General features: G+C 34.9%; 15 protein-coding genes and 1 riboswitch. Of the genes, 9 read left to right on the forward strand and 6 right to left on the reverse strand.

The window, feature by feature from the left end; genetic code table 11:
* Positions 1-64: 64 nt before the first annotated feature.
* Positions 65-1612 (reverse strand): argininosuccinate lyase, encoded by a 1548-nt coding sequence (argH, locus tag ACTXGU_RS11035; RefSeq protein WP_443481568.1) that lies wholly within the window; start codon positions 1610-1612, stop codon positions 65-67.
* Positions 1613-1865: 253 nt separating this feature from the next.
* Between argH and ACTXGU_RS11040 the strand changes: the two genes are divergently transcribed.
* The 6 genes from ACTXGU_RS11040 to ACTXGU_RS11065 all read left to right on the forward strand — a co-directional run bounded on the left by ACTXGU_RS11040 (position 1866) and on the right by ACTXGU_RS11065 (position 6944).
* Positions 1866-2585, forward strand: a complete 720-nt coding sequence (locus ACTXGU_RS11040; RefSeq protein WP_443481569.1) for an MBL fold metallo-hydrolase — start codon at positions 1866-1868, stop codon at positions 2583-2585.
* A gap of 112 nt (positions 2586-2697) precedes the next feature.
* Entirely contained in the window at positions 2698-3120 is a 423-nt protein-coding gene (locus ACTXGU_RS11045) for a CBS domain-containing protein (RefSeq protein ID WP_443481570.1), read from the forward strand.
* A 30-nt stretch (positions 3121-3150) separates the two neighbouring features.
* Positions 3151-3303, forward strand: a complete 153-nt coding sequence (locus ACTXGU_RS11050) for a YfhD family protein (RefSeq protein WP_443481571.1) — start codon at positions 3151-3153, stop codon at positions 3301-3303.
* Positions 3304-3500: 197 nt separating this feature from the next.
* Positions 3501-4193: a response regulator transcription factor gene (locus ACTXGU_RS11055; protein WP_443481572.1), complete on the forward strand. Its 693-nt coding sequence runs from the start codon at positions 3501-3503 to the stop codon at positions 4191-4193.
* Positions 4171-6408 carry a sensor histidine kinase gene (locus tag ACTXGU_RS11060; RefSeq protein WP_443481573.1) on the forward strand — a complete coding sequence of 746 codons (2238 nt, stop codon included), beginning with the start codon at positions 4171-4173 and terminating at the stop codon, positions 6406-6408. Before ACTXGU_RS11055 ends, ACTXGU_RS11060 begins: the two co-directional genes overlap by 23 nt.
* A gap of 17 nt (positions 6409-6425) precedes the next feature.
* Positions 6426-6944: an RNA polymerase sigma factor gene (locus tag ACTXGU_RS11065; RefSeq protein ID WP_443481574.1), complete on the forward strand. Its 519-nt coding sequence runs from the start codon at positions 6426-6428 to the stop codon at positions 6942-6944.
* A 180-nt stretch (positions 6945-7124) separates the two neighbouring features.
* Here ACTXGU_RS11065 and ACTXGU_RS11070 read toward each other — a convergent pair whose 3' ends face one another.
* The 5 genes from ACTXGU_RS11070 to ACTXGU_RS11090 form a co-directional block, all read right to left on the reverse strand.
* A complete protein-coding gene (locus ACTXGU_RS11070) occupies positions 7125-7574 on the reverse strand; it encodes a hypothetical protein (protein WP_443481575.1) in 450 nt (149 codons plus the stop codon).
* A 334-nt stretch (positions 7575-7908) separates the two neighbouring features.
* The gene (locus ACTXGU_RS11075; protein ID WP_443481576.1) at positions 7909-9849 is read right to left on the reverse strand and encodes an FtsX-like permease family protein; all 1941 of its coding nucleotides are present in this window, start codon (positions 9847-9849) and stop codon (positions 7909-7911) included.
* On the reverse strand, positions 9839-10600 hold the full coding sequence (locus ACTXGU_RS11080) for an ABC transporter ATP-binding protein (RefSeq protein ID WP_443481577.1): 762 nt from the start codon (positions 10598-10600) through the stop codon (positions 9839-9841). Before ACTXGU_RS11080 ends, ACTXGU_RS11075 begins: the two co-directional genes overlap by 11 nt.
* A 135-nt stretch (positions 10601-10735) precedes the next feature.
* Entirely contained in the window at positions 10736-11740 is a 1005-nt protein-coding gene (locus tag ACTXGU_RS11085; protein ID WP_443481578.1) for a sensor histidine kinase, read from the reverse strand.
* A complete protein-coding gene (locus ACTXGU_RS11090; RefSeq protein WP_443481579.1) occupies positions 11737-12426 on the reverse strand; it encodes a response regulator in 690 nt (229 codons plus the stop codon). Before ACTXGU_RS11090 ends, ACTXGU_RS11085 begins: the two co-directional genes overlap by 4 nt.
* Positions 12427-12611: 185 nt before the next feature.
* Here ACTXGU_RS11090 and ACTXGU_RS11095 point away from each other — a divergent pair, with 185 nt between their 5' ends.
* From ACTXGU_RS11095 to corA, 3 genes are all read left to right on the forward strand, one after another.
* Positions 12612-12872 (forward strand): SunI/YnzG family protein, encoded by a 261-nt coding sequence (locus ACTXGU_RS11095; protein ID WP_443481580.1) that lies wholly within the window; start codon positions 12612-12614, stop codon positions 12870-12872.
* Between the two features lie 257 nt (positions 12873-13129).
* Complete coding sequence (locus ACTXGU_RS11100) at positions 13130-14116, forward strand: ketoacyl-ACP synthase III (RefSeq protein WP_443481581.1); 987 nt, start codon at positions 13130-13132, stop codon at positions 14114-14116.
* A gap of 105 nt (positions 14117-14221) precedes the next feature.
* Positions 14222-14383, forward strand: a riboswitch (M-box (ykoK) riboswitch).
* Positions 14384-14768: 385 nt separating this feature from the next.
* On the forward strand, positions 14769-15749 hold the full coding sequence (corA, locus tag ACTXGU_RS11105; protein WP_443481582.1) for a magnesium/cobalt transporter CorA: 981 nt from the start codon (positions 14769-14771) through the stop codon (positions 15747-15749).
* Positions 15750-15773: the final 24 nt, after the last annotated feature.

The following is a 15773-nucleotide window of genomic DNA, read 5'->3' on the forward strand; positions in this document are numbered from 1 at the left end:
AAATGATACTATTACAATTATTTAGAACAAATATAAAGACTAAAAGATAAATGACTAAATTAACTTAACGATCACACCATGCTTTCAGTATAGAGTCCAGCTGCTGAAGCGATTTTTCCGATTTTGTTTTCGCATCTTCCAGCCAAGACTGATGTCTACTGTGCTGACTCATCCGATTAGCAATCATTCTTTTCACTTCATCTGGATTCGGGCCTCCTGGCAGCGAACGAACATGAACAAAATAATCAGCATCAAGTGACTGCCGAAGTTTTGCCTCATCCAGTAACAGCGGTTTGCCAATAACCTCTACTGCAGCTTTATTGACATGAGATAGAGTGATTTGGTATGGGGAGATATGTTGAGTTATTGCGTTTTTCACAACGATACTTGCAATATGGTGTGCTTTACGGAAGGAAAGTTTATCCGTTCTTACGAGAGTATCCGCTAATTCAGTAATAGTAGCGAAACTAAAGGCAGCCCGCTTACGAAGATTTTCTTTATTCACCTTCACCGTTCCGATTACGCAGCCTATCAGCCGGCATAATTTGTCCAATAGCTCCAAGCTTCTCCAAGCGTATGGCTGCATATCATCTTCTGTATCGACAATGTCGCCAAAAGGAGTGTTGTGAAGCATGGTAAGTACGGTTTTTGTATTGCCTACACAGCTCGATAATAGTGATCGAATATGCTCGAAAGACACTGGATTGCGTTTTTGCGGCATAATGGAGCTTATTTGCACATAAGGATCGGCAACCGTTAATACTCCGAACTCTTGTGTGCTCCAAACAAGCAGATCTTGAACAAAACGCCCGAGGGTAATGGCCGTAATTTGAGTGGCAGTCATAACCTCCGCAATATAATCAGCTCCTGCAATCGCATCATAGGAATTTTCCACTAATCCATCAAATCCAAGTAATTCCATCATCCGTTCCCGATTGATAGGGAAGCCAGAAGTGGTAAAAGCAGCTGCACCCATTGGACTTTGGTTGCAATGTTTATATGCTAGCATAAATCGTTGGATATCCCGATTTAAGCTATCAACAACTGCCATAATATAATGGCCGAGTGTTGTAGGCTGTGCCTGCTGTGTGTGCGTATATCCAATCATAAGGGTATCAGCGTGTTCTTGAGCAAAGTGGAGTAATAGTTTTTTTAAAGATAAGATGGAAGAAATGGCAATCTGCATTTTTTGGCGCAGCGTCAGGCGAAACATCGTGATGCACATATCGTTGCGGCTTCGGGCAATATGGAGATTTCCAGCAATATCTCCAGCTTTTTGCAGCAGCTCACCTTCTATTTGAAAAAATAAATCCTCTACTTCAGCAGTATAATGAGAGGTGCGAATAGAATGTAAATCTAAGCTTCTAAGAGCCTCAGCAATCTGTTTTCCTTCCTCAAACGAAATCAAGTGCCGCTCGTGCAGCATAATGAGCTGCGCTTTATTAATGGCCATCATCGGATCAAGCAAATGGAGTTTCGCGTTGTCATAGGAAGGTTGAAGCACAACTTCTGTGTATGTTTTTCCTGGAAAAGTATAACCTTCCTTTTGAAAAATTTGGTCACTGTGCTTGATTTCTTCATCGTTTATTGATTGCTTATTCGAGGTTCCCATTGCATCTTCCCCCTTAATTTTTTCTATTATTAATAAAATAGCAGTGCATTCCAGTTGTTATCTGAGTAATTAACGTGTAATGTTTTCATTTCATCTTATTCCATTTGCCTGAATAACGTCATGTATTTATTTAGAATATAGTGTTCTGAAGTAGCTTAGAAAATCTGTATAATAATTGTAAAAATCAAAATGAAAAAATAGGAGGAAAAATTAACCGTTAAATATACATTATAATTAGAAATGAGGAATGAAATTGTTACATTTTATTGGATGTGGAAGTGCTTTTAATACGCAATTAGGAAACAATGCAGCATTTATCAAAAAAGGGAATAGCTTATTTTTAATTGATTGTGGCAGTAGTACATTCGAAAGGTTTCAGAGAAGCGGCTTGTTAAAGGGTGTCGAGCAAGTATACATACTTTTGACACACACTCATCCAGATCACGTTGGCTCTTTAGGCGACTTGATATTCTTTGGATATTATGTAATGGGGAATTTGGCAGAACCAAGCGTAACGGTGCTTGCTCCTAATAAATTAAAAATTCAACACCTATTAAAAGGAATGGGAGTAGAAGAAAACATTTATACATTCATTCCATTTGAAAAGAACGGAAGAATTCGCTGTAATGATTTCCATTTACAGTATGAAGCTGTTTCTGTTACACATGTAAAAGAATTAAGTTGTTTTGGCTATATTATTCATTTTGAGAATAAGACCATTTATTACAGTGGAGATGCTAATAGCATCCCACCAGAAATTTTAGATAGGCTTCATGATGGTGAATTTGACTTTTTTTATCAAGATACTTGCAAAGCCGATTATAAGGGGAACGTCCATTTATCATTAAGAAAATTAAATGAATTAGTGACGCAAGAGTTTAGAGATAAAGTTTATTGTATGCATTTAGATGAAGGATTCAAAAAAGCAGAAGCAAATAAGTTGGGGTTTCATGTAGTAAAATCGATCATTTAATATTAAAAAAGTAAATCCTTCCTAAAATTTATGCAAGTAATATTTTAATACTGAATGGAAAGAATAAAGTGGACAAACGAATTGTCAATCTTTAAAGGGAGGAAAAAAGATAATGACAAAAGTACAAGATGTAATGACAAAAGATGTAAAAGTATGTACACCACATGAGCCTCTGACAGCTGCAGCAAAAATTATGCGTGATATTAATTGTGGTTCCGTACCGGTTTGTGAAGGGAAAAAAGTGGTGGGAATGATCACGGATCGTGATATTGTCATCAAATGTGTAGCTGATGGAAAAGACTGCAGCACCGTTCATTGTCATGATTGTATGACTTCGGATGTTATTACCTGTTCGCCGGATACAGATGCACATGAATGTGCCCGTATGATGGCTGACCAGCAAATCCGCCGTATTCCTGTGGTCGAAAATGGAGAATTAGTTGGAATTTGTGCGATTGGTGACTTGGCAACCGTTGATATTCATATTAATGAAGCCGGGGATGCGTTAAGTCATATTTCTCAACAGCTTCATTAATTTTATACAATACATTTAGGAGGCAATATAATGGGAAGAGCAAACAATCAAGTATCATCGGGCAATAAAAATTCATTACCTCAAACTCCAAAAAACTTAAAAATAGCACCGAATCATGTTGATGAAGAGTTTTCTCGTGAACTAGGTGAAAAAGAGAAAATAAAAGCCCCAAGACCTCAATAAAAATATGTACCAACGCAATATCAATATTAATTTTAGGGTTGCCGATTACAGGTGATCCTTTTTTTGTTAAAATTTTTTTAGTTATACATAAGCTCAACCTGAAATATTAAGAAAATCTTAAGATTTTTCATCCGAGAATGTTAAGATTTTCCCATTATGATATAAACAGAGAAAAGATAGAAGAAAGCAGGGGAAACATGGAGAAGTTAAATGTATTAGTCGTGGATGATGAAAAAGAAATCCGCGATGCGATTGAAATTTATTTAAAAAACGAAGGAGTCACCGTATTAAAAGCGAAAGATGGAATCGAGGCGTTGGAATTAATCCATGAACAAGAAATCCATCTCATCATTTTAGATATCATGATGCCGAGGCTGGACGGTATTGCAGCTACTTATAAAATACGGGAAGAAAAAAACATCCCTATAATTATGTTAAGTGCAAAAAGTGAAGATACGGATAAAATATTAGGCTTGCAAGTTGGCGCAGATGATTATGTCACGAAACCATTTAATCCGATGGAGCTTGTTGCCCGGGTAAAATCACAGCTGAGAAGGTATGTGACATTCGGCACATTCGAAGGCATCAATAAAGTCATTGATTTAAACGGACTGACATTAGATGCAGAAGCAAAAGAAGTAAAGGTGAATGGAGAGCCGGTAAAGCTCACACCAATTGAATATAAGGTTGTCGAGCTGTTGATCCAACATGCAGGACGCGTATTTTCCATTGAGGAGATTTATGAAAGAGTATGGAAAGAACCGAGTTATCATGCCGAAAATACAGTTGCCGTACATATTCGCAAAATTAGAGAAAAAATCGAAATTGATCCAAAAAATCCAAGATATTTAAAGGTGGTGTGGGGCATTGGCTACAAGATGGAAAAATAGCATTGGTTTTGTCGTTTGGACTCTCTTATTTACAATTGGAGTAAGCGGTTTATTCACGATTTACATATTAGTGAAGGATTATCGGTATAAAGATTATTTCAACACACCGCAATTTAAGCGAGTAGTTGATCAATTTGCCGAGTATTTAAGTGACTTTGAATTATACAGCATTCCGTTGGAAGACGCGAAAAAATTAATAAAAGTGACAGGTGAAGAAATTAATGAGCACCGCTATCGATATGGAAAGCTAGATGACCAGGTTGCTAATATAAAAGAACAGTATAAACAGCAAATTGCAGAAGCTTATGCAGAGGAAAATGAAAAGCAAGCAGATGCATATATAGCAGAAAGAGATGAAAAAATTGCTGATATTAAGGAGAATTTTGAAAGCGATGAGCATGTAAAATCAAAAGTAATAAAAGAAAAAATAGAAAAATTAGAAAGTTATTATAGTGAAAAAGAATCATACCGTATAGATTACTACGTAAACATGGAAGGATTTAGCTATTATTTTAAAAATGATAAAACAGGGAAAGTATATACGAATTTAACGCCTTCTGAACAAAAACCTGGAAAGAATGTGATGAATACAAAAAATATGCTGTTTCATACAGACTATACGGTAACAAGTAATGGTTTTATTGATGATAGATTTATCGATTATGTGCAGCTGGACGATTTAATAACAATAGATAAGCCTGGAAGGTTTGAAGGGGAAATTGGTGTATCCCAATCTTTATCCACTTCTAGTGTTCTTATGGAGGCGTACAATCAGTATAAGCAGGAGCAATTTATTTTATTTGTGTATTCGTTATCAAGTATGGCAACACTTATTATCGCTTTTATTATCGGGAAAAAATCTAGAGTAATAACAAAAGTAAGTGAAAGCTGCAAATCTCTTTATCAAAAAATCCCAATTGATATATGTGTTTTATTTTTCATCACAACGATTGTGTGTACGGGTTTCTGCATTTACGGAATAACTACTGAATTAGAATATATATTCGATACTTTATTTCTACAGGATATTATCATATTTCTTCTCATCGGAGCGTTTTGTTGGGGATTAACGATTATTCAAGGAAAAATACTATTATCAGCATGTAGAGATTGGAAGCAATTAAAAAAAGAGTGGAGTAAAGCGCTGGTAAGTAAAACTATTTCTATCTTAATCTTGCTCTGCAAAAAAACAGTCCATCGTGTAAGAGAAGCATTTTTAAATCAAAGTGTCGGCAGGCAATTATTTATGATGTTAACAACTATTTTCGGGTTAGGCCTTTTAGCAACATTGTCAGTAGTGGAACCGGATTTTATCTTTATATATATCCTTATCCTTATCATTATAGGTTTCCCATTAGCCATGACCTTAGTAAAAAAAATCGACTATTTTAATAGAATCGTACTGAAAACAAATGAACTTGCAGCAGGGAAATTAGGACCGGATCTCGAAGTGTCCGGGAAAACAGTATTCGCACAATTAGCAGGCAATATGAATGTATTAACGGAAGCAGTAAAAACATCCCAAAGTGAACAAGCAAAAAGCGAACGGCTGAAAACAGAATTAATTACAAATGTCAGCCATGATCTTAGAACGCCTTTGACTTCAATCATTACGTATACACAGCTACTAAAATCGGGGTCTGTCACAAGTGAAGATCAGGTGAGTTATCTTGAAATTATTGACCGGAAATCGAAGCGGTTAAAGGTGCTGATTGATGATTTATTTGAAGTGTCGAAAATGGCAAGCGGCAATATTGAGCTGAAAAAAGAAAAAGTCGATGTTGTGCAACTATTGCAGCAGGCATTGGCAGAATACGATGAAGGCATCAACGAATCTACTTTACAGTTCCGAGTAACTCACAAAGAGAAGCCAGTGTATGCCTTTGTTGATGGTCAAAAAATATGGCGGGTTTTTGAAAATTTAATCGGCAATATTTTAAAGTATTCCCTAGAGCATTCCCGTGTTTATATCTCAATTGAAAAATTAGACAATCAAGCAGTCATTACCTTTAAAAATATTTCAAAATATGAACTAAGCGGCAACAGTGAAGAGCTGCATGAACGATTTAAGCGAGGAGATACATCCCGCCATACAGAAGGGTCAGGCCTTGGGCTTGCCATTGCCAAGTCCATTGTCGAACTTCATGATGGGATATTTACGATGGAAACAGATGGAGATTTGTTTAAAGTAAGCATTTCGTTAAAAGAGGAGTAAGGAGAAAGGAGCAAATAATGGAGAGTCAAACGGATATTTCAAAAATATTTCCCTTATTTTATCAACGCTTATTTCAAATAAGCTACTCCATCACAAGAGATCGGCATTTAGCAGAAGACGTTGTTCAAGAAACATTCATCAAAGCTATGAAAAAAATGGGAAGCATAGAGGATGAGAAAAAGATAGGCGCCTGGTTATCTGTAACGGCAACAAGAACAGCGATTGACTTTGTCCGGAAAGAGCGAAAAAAGCAAGGTGTCTTGATGGAGAAAGATATGCTTGATTGTTTCGGAAAAACGGAAAAGCAGCATGTAGAAGACAAAGTGGAAGCCGACCTATTTTTCGATCGAATAAATGATGCAATTGGACGGATGAATAAAGAATATCAGAAAGTATTTTTATTAAAAATAAAACATGGCTTAAAAGAGAATGAAATTGCCGAAATCCTTGGCATTAAACATTGCACTGTAAAAACAAGAATTTACAGAGCAAGAAAACAGTTGAAAATGCAATTTTTAAATGAAGTGCAAGTATAATATGTAAAAAAGTGGTGTCCTATTTGGGAAGTAGTTCAGATAATGTGGAGAAAATGTAAAATAACAGTGAAAAATCAAATATTAGTATATTTAGCATACAAAAACGTTTGGGATAAACCCAAGCGTTTTTGATAAAAATTATATTGGTTTGTTAAATGAAGACCATTACCTTGAAGGTTACTATTGAACTTCAATTACAAAGGCATAACTTGAACTTCCTTTTTCCCATCTTGCAGAAACATCGTACAAATACACACCTTTTTCTTTTGGCAATAGTATTACGTTATCACTTAATGGAACATTTTCGGTTTTTTCATTGGTAAGCCATCTATTTACTCCTAATGTATTTTCTTTAGGCTTATTTTCGAATTCTATTTTCAATTGGGATTGTGGTGATACGACCACAGGTTTTAGTTCTTGATGTTTAATGATTTCCGGTGGAGAACTAGTATCAGCACAAACTGAATTAAATAGTCCATCCCAACAATACGAACCTTGTGCTACTTCCACCTTTTTATCTCCGACAGTTATGATTGGTGAAGGTGGTTTAGTGCTAGATAGCCCAATAATAAAATATACTCCAATAGATACTACACCTATTATTAATATAGAAATCAAAAACTTTCGCATACATCCCCCTCGTGTTAATTTTTACTTAGCTAATCTTTTAAGTAATCTATCTATTATATTAACATATAATTACAATTTACTTTTCGTCATTTTAAATCAGAGGTAGAATTAGCAATTAATTAAACAACCCAAATGCCAAGATGGCAATTGTAGTTGTCATACTGATATTTCGTATGTTATTTGCTATATGTTTTTAAATGATAAAAGTTATTAATTGTTAATATAACTAGGGTTGGAAAAGACTAAATCATAATGCGATTTGGTCTTACAGTTGATATGCTTTCTAATGTTTCTCTACAAAAAATGCTTACTTTTAGGGACACCACTTTTCTGTTTATAGAGCAGCTTTAATCACTTTTTTATAATAGAAAACAGACAGGATACCAAAGATAGAGTAAAGTGCTGTATATAGCACCATGACAATAATCATTGGCGTCCATAATTCGGTGCCGAAGAAAAACCAGCCGGATTGTACGGCGAAATAGCTGTGAAGCAGTCCAACGACCAACGGAATTCCAAAGTTAAAAAGCTGCTTGCCTTGAATTCCTTTCAGTAAATCACCTTGTGTATAACCTAATTTTCGTAAAATCGTATAATTGTATTTTTCGTCTTCGCCTTCATCCATTTGTTTAAAATAGAGGATGCATCCAGATGTAACCAGGAAAGCAAGTCCTAAAAAGGCAACGATAAACATTGTCAGTCCCATCATTCTTTTTTGATGGTTTAGCATATCGAGGCGGGAATGGTTGCTTTCATCAAGTGCCAGCGCATGAAACGTTTGATTGGCTTTTTCCATTTTTGTTTCGTCTTGTAAATCAATGCCGATATAGGTAGTAGATTTCATTTGTATATTTTTATCAATATTATCAGCCAGCGTGTGGAAAACAGTTTGATCGACGATGGCTGTAGGCAGCCCGCCGCTTGTGAAATTAAAGGAAACGACTGTGTTTTTATTCAACCCTAAATAGTTAAGGGGAATAAATCCTTTTTTATGATTGAATGTAACAATTCCTTTATCTTTAAAGCCCATAAAACGCTGTAGTGCGTCATTTACGCCTGTAAAAAGGACTTCCTCTTTTCCTACTTCCACTCCTTTGACACTGTTTTCGCTCACAACAGCAATCGGCATATTGCTCATATCCTGCGTCATTCCTTTTGGTTCAGAAGCGAGGATTTTCTTTAAATCAGTACTCACCTGAATAACGGGAATGATTGTTTCTTTGGATGATATATTTTTATCTGCTAATGTTTGCTTAAAGGTATCGGCTGTTTTTGTTTCATTGAAAGCAAACTGGTTCGGAATACTCTTTTTTGCTGATTGCTCTGCAGAATAAAAGGTAATGTAGCTTAACGACAATAAGGCAATAGCAAGAGCAGAGACAGTTGTAATAATCGTTAATAAAAGCGCATTTGATTTCATTCGGAACATAATCGTAGAAAGGGAAAGCACTTCATTGATGTTCAAATAGCCGTTTTTGCTTTTTCTAATAATATTAGAAATAAAGCTGACAGATCCTTTATAGACAAGATAAGTTCCAATAATAACAGACGCTAAAATGACAACCATTGCCATAAACAATTCATTCATCGTAGTGAAATCTCCATCAAATAGTCTGGAGGAAATATAATAGCCGACAATAACAAGAATAATACCAACAATACCCATCAATATTTCCCAAATAGATAATTTTTTTACTCTGCCTTCCGATGAAGATTTCACTCTAAATAAAGCTAAAATCGTTTGTCGTTTAATGAAGGCGTAATTCATCAACATGATAAAAACATAAATTGCACAAAAAACAAGTATCGTTTGAACAAGTGCCTGTGATGAAAAATGTAATGTTGCAATTCCTTTAACGCCTGTTATTTTAAATAAAATTAAGATAACAAATTTCGAAAAAGAAAAGCCGATAAAAGTTCCAATCAGCAAGGAGCCAAAATATAAGATAATATTTTCTGTAATAAGGATTCGGAATATGCGATTTTTCGTCATTCCAATTAGCTGGAATAGTCCAATTTCTTTGCTGCGGCGTTTAATAAAAATCGTATTCGCATAAAACAGAAAGATACCGACGATCGCAACTAATAAAATCGAAGCAGAACGAATGGCAGCGCCTCCTTTTAATGAACCTTTCGTTGCATCCATGGACGGATCATATTGTAAGGTCACAAAAGCGAAATACAAGGATACACTAAAAATAAGGGCAAATACATAAAGATAATAATTTTTGATATTCTTTTTTAAATTTCGCAGGATAAGCTGATTAATGTTCATATTGCACCCCGCTTAACACACCTTGTGTTTTCATAATATCTTGGAAGAAGCTTTGTCTTTCTTGTTCGCCTTTATTTAATTGTGTATAAATTTGCCCATCCTTTATAAAAATGACTCTGCTTGAGTAGCTCGCTGCAGCTGGGTCATGAGTAACCATGACAATTGTTGCTTTGCGATTTTGGTTTAAAAGCTTAAGTTTATTTAATAAATCGGAAGCAGATTTAGAATCAAGTGCTCCTGTTGGTTCATCGGCAAAAATAATGCTCGGTTCATGAATGAAAGCTCTTGCAGCGGATGTTCGCTGTTTTTGTCCGCCGGAAATTTCATTTGGATATTTATCTTTTAACTCGTAAATGCCAAGTTCTTTCGCAAGCGTATTAAATTTTTCCTCTGCTTCTTTTTTCGGCACATTGGAAATAGATAAAGGAAGAAGAATATTTTCTTTTACCGTCAAAGTATCCAATAAATTATAATCTTGAAAGATAAAGCCAAGATGGTTTTTGCGAAACGTAGCTAATTGTTTTTCTTTCATGCCTGTAATTTCTTTGTTTTCAATTTTGATCGTACCGTTTGTGACTTTATCAATAGAAGAGAGCACATTTAAGAAAGTGGTTTTACCAGAACCAGATGCTCCCATAATGCTGACAAATTCGCCTTTTTGAATACGAAGATCCAATCCCTTTAACACTTCTTGCCTATTAAACTTATTTCCATAGCTTTTATGAATTTTATTTGCTTCTAAAATAGTCATTTTTGACAACTCCTTTATTTGATACGTTTATTATAAAAAGATATGGTGATTAATTCCTTCGATTAGCCGAACAAATAAAGGAAGCATGTGACAAAATTGTCACATGCTTTGTCACTGCCAGCTGTTTGTTTCCCATTACTTGATGTTAAGAAGTACAAAATCATTTTTTTTCGGAAAGGTTAACGTAAAGGTTGTTCCTTTTTTCGGCATGGATTCCACTTCTAGATGAATAAGCAAGGAATCTGCCACTTTTTTTGTTAAATACAATCCCATGCCGGTCGCGTGATTGTTCATATGATTTGTTGTGGAGGTAAAGCCTTTATCAAAAATGCGGGGAAGATCTTTAGCATCAATGCCAATTCCGCTGTCTTTGATTTGCAATACACTATTTTCACCTTTTTGACAGCTGCATATGATAATGTCAGATGCTTCGCAGTACTTTACTGCATTGGATAAAAGTTGTCTAATGATAAAAGCAAGCCACTTGCTGTCGCTAAGGACTTCAGTTGCTTCTAACTCTACATCAAAACCAATTCCTTTTTGAATGCACCACGATTGTAATGTTTTAATTTCATCGAAAATAATTGCTTCTATATTTGTTTTTTCGATATACAAATCATTTTGCATAAATGGGATTCTTTTTTGATGAAGCTGCTGATCAAGCAAAAGGTGAATTCGAAGCCACTCATAGGTTAACTGCGCTTTTATTGGTTCATTTTCCAGGCGGTCGATCATTAAATGAAGGGCAGTTAATGGTGTCTTCACCTCATGTATCCAGGCTAATAGTTCATCTTTTTCTTCTTCCAGCATAATTAAATTTTGCTGCGCTTCTTTTTTTAACAGTTCTGTTTGATTTTTAATGCTCTTTTCAATAATTTTTTCGAAAGGGCTTTCAGGATCTGCAACGCTTGTTAAATCAAGATTATCTTCCCTTTCTGCTAAACTTTTATAAAATGCCGTTTCTTTTTGATAGCGCAGCAGTAAAAAAACAACGAGAAAAAGCAAGGCTAAAAAAGATATGTATAGCATGGAATGAAAGGAAAGCCTCTGATCCATACTTGCGATAAAAAGACTTAATAGTTGTAAAAATAGAATAAACAAAATCCAGCTTCGTTTTTCAGAAAGAAAGGTTCTAATCATATCGATTCCTCTTCTATTGCGATATAGCCTTGGCCAACTTTTGTTTCGATAAACGTGCCAAGACCGATTTTATCGAGCCTTTTTCGCAGTCGATTGACATTAACTGTTAGCGTATTATCACTGATAAAACGTTTATCATTCCATAAACTGTTTATTAAGTGATCGCGGCTGACAATTTTATTTTTTTGTTCAATCAGCAATTTTAAAATAAAGATTTCATTTTTTGTTAATTCAATCGTTCCAGCACTGTTTTCTACTGTATTCTTTTCATAATCCACGGTTGCATCCCACCATGTTTTCAACTCATTTTTTTCTACACTATAGTTATACACTCGACGGAGGGTTGCTTGAATTTTGGCAATTAGCACATCAAAATGAAAAGGTTTCTGGACAAAATCATCGGCACCAAGCTGCATTGACATCACCATATCGGTTGGATGATCTCTTGATGATAGAAAAATAATCGGAACATTGGAATGGGAGCGAATCATCCGGCACCAATGAAACCCATCATACTTTGGCAGTTGAATATCAATAATAACCAAGTCAGGCTTTTTTTCCGTAAAATCCCGCATCACATGGTTAAAATCCGTGATGCCAAAAACCTCATAGGACCACTGATTTAACCGGTCCTTCATCTCTTGAAATAAAGTTTTATCATCTTCAATTAACAATAGTTTAAACATAATAACCACCACATTTTTGACATTTTCTACTATAGAGTGTAACGAAAAACAGGAGAGGATGCTATATAAACAATGAAAAAAACGGAAATGAGGAAAAAATTTTCGTTAGTAGTGGTAAAAATAGGAATCTTTTTTAAAAAGTAATCGTATATGATGTAAGAAATGAAACAAGGAGGAAGATTTATATGTTAGAAGTTAAAGTGAAACTGTTGAATGATGTTCTCATAATAAACTGGCAATTGGCTAAAATAGACATTCCTTTATCCGAAATCGTCAAAGTAACAGAAGATGATACTTATGCTGGTGAAGAAAAAGCGGCTATTCGAATCGGATTTCCATATCCTACAACCGAAAGAATAGTAATAAAAACCAATTCTGATACTTATATTTTATACACAAGTGAAGATGCAACGAAAAAGAAATTATTATCACTTGTGAAAAGGTAATGGAATGATTTGGTGAATATATCACAACAGAGCATTTCTACAATAGGTAGGAATGCTTTTTTACTAACATTACAAAAGTTGCTTTTGTAAGACTATGTAAACAATGACATGGTGAGATAAAAGAAAAAATCAGGTGATAAAGGAATAATCACATTTTATTTCCACTATTTTCAAGGAAAAGTATTGATATAATTTAGCACCTAGTGTTAATATTAGGTTATAAAACTAGGTGTTTAACTAAGGAGGGCGAAAAACAGATGAAATCAAAAGCAAGAATTACAGCTATTGGCACTTATGTACCTGAAAAAAGGCTGACAAATGATGACTTAGAAAAAATCGTAGATACAAGTGATGAATGGATTGTACAAAGAACTGGCATGAAGGAAAGAAGAATTGCAGGAGATAAAGAATATGCATCAACAATGGCTATTAAAGCCATTGAAAATCTTAGAGAGAATTATAAAAAAGATTTAGAAGATATTGATTGTATTATTGTAGCAACTACAACTCCTGACTATGCGTTTCCTAGTGTCGCATGTCAAATTCAAAGTCACTTTCATATTCCTAGTACAGGAGCGTTTGATTTAAATGCTACTTGTGCAGGCTTCACATATGGCCTGCACTTAGCAAATAATTTAATTACGTCCGAGGCTCATAAAAAGGTACTGGTAGTTGCAACCGAAACTTTATCAAAAGTAACGGATTATGAGGATCGATCAACCTGCATTTTATTTGGAGACGGTGCTGGTGCAATGCTAGTTGAATATGATCCCGAAAATCCTAGCTTCCTTGCTCATCATATGGGAACAAATGGAGAAGGGGGTATGCATGTTTACAGAACAACCTTTGCAACTACGATGAATAACAAACCTTTAACGGATACTGGAAAGATGGTCCAAAATGGCAGGGAAGTATATAAATGGGCAACTCGAACTTTACCAATAGGAATAAAAGAATTATTGCTGAAGGCAGAATTAAATAAAATAGATATTAACTGGTTTATACCACATAGTGCAAATCTAAGGATGATTGAATCAATTTGTGAAAAAACAGAATTTCCAATAGAAAAAACGTTGACTAGCATGAAGTATTTTGGGAATACCTCTTCTGCGTCTATCCCATTAGCACTTAATCTAGCAATTGAAGAAGGAAAAGTTGAGAATGGCGACACGTTATTACTTTATGGATTCGGAGGAGGACTGACACATTTAGGACTTGTTATTACATGGAATTTAACTAAATAATTGTCAAACGAATTAGAAATATTTAGTGGAATAGGACTTGACGAAAATGTTTTCAAGGGTATATAGTGTGTACGTGGATAAACATTTATAAATGATACGAAATAGTTTGTTTTCTGTTAAGTGAGGCTCCTGTATAGAGATACGCTGCTGCCCAAAAATGTCCAAAGACGCCAATGGGTCAACAGGAAAAATCGGATTAAGGTTTTTCTTAATGTAGCTGGATATTCCTATGCTATACAGTGCTAAAACGAAACGAGGGAAGACATATGAAGCTGAATATTGCTTATTATGACTTCTTGCGATTGGAAAGAAGTCTTTTTTTATAGGGAAAAGTGTAACTTTTGAAGTTAGATGGATGTCTAGCTTCAGCGCCTAGCTCTTGTGAAAAATAACCCCATGCCTCTAAAAGTAAAAAGCACTTTTTGAGTCATGTGAACATTTTTCTTCAGAGCTGTACAAGGCGCTTGCGCTTTTCTAAATTGGAGGTGGGGAAGAATGGGAGCAGATGATCCGAGTAGGATAAATGAACAAAAAGAGAAAACACATGAGGAAATAAAGGTCCCTCCCGTTCTTCTTAACACTTTTCAACAAGTAAGATAAACGGGAATAGAAACATCTTTATTGCCTCTAATCGAATGAAGAGGTGACGAGTATGATTAAGACATATTTTTACACAAAAACAAATGAAGAAGTAAAGAAGAATATTAATTTAACGGATATAAAAGATTATATAAAAATAGGAAATGAGAAAGATACTCTTCTATGGATAGATCTTTATGATACGACGAAAGAAGAACTGCAAAAAATTGCGGAGATTTTTGATTTCCATCCGCTTGCAATCGAAGACTGCTTGCAGCATACATTGCGTTCGAAGGTCGATCGTTATGAAGGATATACTTTTTTTGTTTTTAATGCGGTTAATTATAATGAAGAAGAAGAGGTGGAAATTACAACACAGGAATTAAATGTATTTTTAGGTGAAAATTTTATTGTAACAGTTCATCCAAAACGAATAAAAGCAATAGGAAAAGTAGTAGATAGCATTCTACACTCTAAAAAGAAGATGAAAAAAGGGGCAGATTACTTTTTATATGCGATTATAGATGAGGTTGTCGATGAATATTTTCCTATATTAGAACGAATATCAGAACGGATTGATGAACTGGAAGACGAAATGTATATCAATCCGGCACAGGAAATTTCAGAAGAATTCCTTGCGCTTAAAAGAACAATCGTTTTATTTAGGAGGGTCATTCAGCCAAAAAAACGGATATTTGCTTCGGTAGGAAATCGTTATTTATTTAAAGTACAAGAAGAAAATATTCCTTATTTTATGGATTTGGTCGATCATTTAGAACGAATTGCTGATTCTTTAGAAGTGTTTCGGGATTTAGTATCTGGTGCGATGGACACCTATTTTTCCATCGTGTCTGCACGAACAAATAATTCGATGCAAAAATTAACAATGATTACAGTTGTTACAGCAGTTATTGCGGCTATTACCGGTTTCTTTGGCATGAATATTCCACTGCCATTTCAAGATAAACCAATCATGACAATTGCTGTCCTTATCCTGCTTATATTGATTCCTGTATTAAGTTGGAAATCAGCCAAAAAAAGAGATTATTTATAAGATTTGTTATGGAATACGAAGATA

Origin of the sequence: Niallia sp. 01092 (assembly GCF_052318935.1) — a bacterium.
Lineage (GTDB): Bacteria > Bacillota > Bacilli > Bacillales > Cytobacillaceae > Niallia.

Excerpts from the sequence above, each read along its gene's own strand:
- argH (WP_443481568.1), bottom strand. The coding sequence starts at position 1,612 with ATGGGAACCTCGAATAAGCAATCAATAAACGATGAAGAAATCAAGCAC.
- ACTXGU_RS11045 (WP_443481570.1), top strand. The coding sequence starts at position 2,698 with ATGACAAAAGTACAAGATGTAATGACAAAAGATGTAAAAGTATGTACA.
- ACTXGU_RS11050 (WP_443481571.1), top strand. The coding sequence starts at position 3,151 with ATGGGAAGAGCAAACAATCAAGTATCATCGGGCAATAAAAATTCATTA.
- ACTXGU_RS11055 (WP_443481572.1), top strand. The coding sequence starts at position 3,501 with ATGGAGAAGTTAAATGTATTAGTCGTGGATGATGAAAAAGAAATCCGC.
- ACTXGU_RS11065 (WP_443481574.1), top strand. The coding sequence starts at position 6,426 with ATGGAGAGTCAAACGGATATTTCAAAAATATTTCCCTTATTTTATCAA.
- ACTXGU_RS11070 (WP_443481575.1), bottom strand. The coding sequence starts at position 7,574 with ATGCGAAAGTTTTTGATTTCTATATTAATAATAGGTGTAGTATCTATT.
- ACTXGU_RS11075 (WP_443481576.1), bottom strand. The coding sequence starts at position 9,849 with ATGAACATTAATCAGCTTATCCTGCGAAATTTAAAAAAGAATATCAAA.
- ACTXGU_RS11080 (WP_443481577.1), bottom strand. The coding sequence starts at position 10,600 with ATGACTATTTTAGAAGCAAATAAAATTCATAAAAGCTATGGAAATAAG.
- ACTXGU_RS11085 (WP_443481578.1), bottom strand. The coding sequence starts at position 11,740 with ATGATTAGAACCTTTCTTTCTGAAAAACGAAGCTGGATTTTGTTTATT.
- ACTXGU_RS11090 (WP_443481579.1), bottom strand. The coding sequence starts at position 12,426 with ATGTTTAAACTATTGTTAATTGAAGATGATAAAACTTTATTTCAAGAG.
- ACTXGU_RS11095 (WP_443481580.1), top strand. The coding sequence starts at position 12,612 with ATGTTAGAAGTTAAAGTGAAACTGTTGAATGATGTTCTCATAATAAAC.
- ACTXGU_RS11100 (WP_443481581.1), top strand. The coding sequence starts at position 13,130 with ATGAAATCAAAAGCAAGAATTACAGCTATTGGCACTTATGTACCTGAA.
- corA (WP_443481582.1), top strand. The coding sequence starts at position 14,769 with ATGATTAAGACATATTTTTACACAAAAACAAATGAAGAAGTAAAGAAG.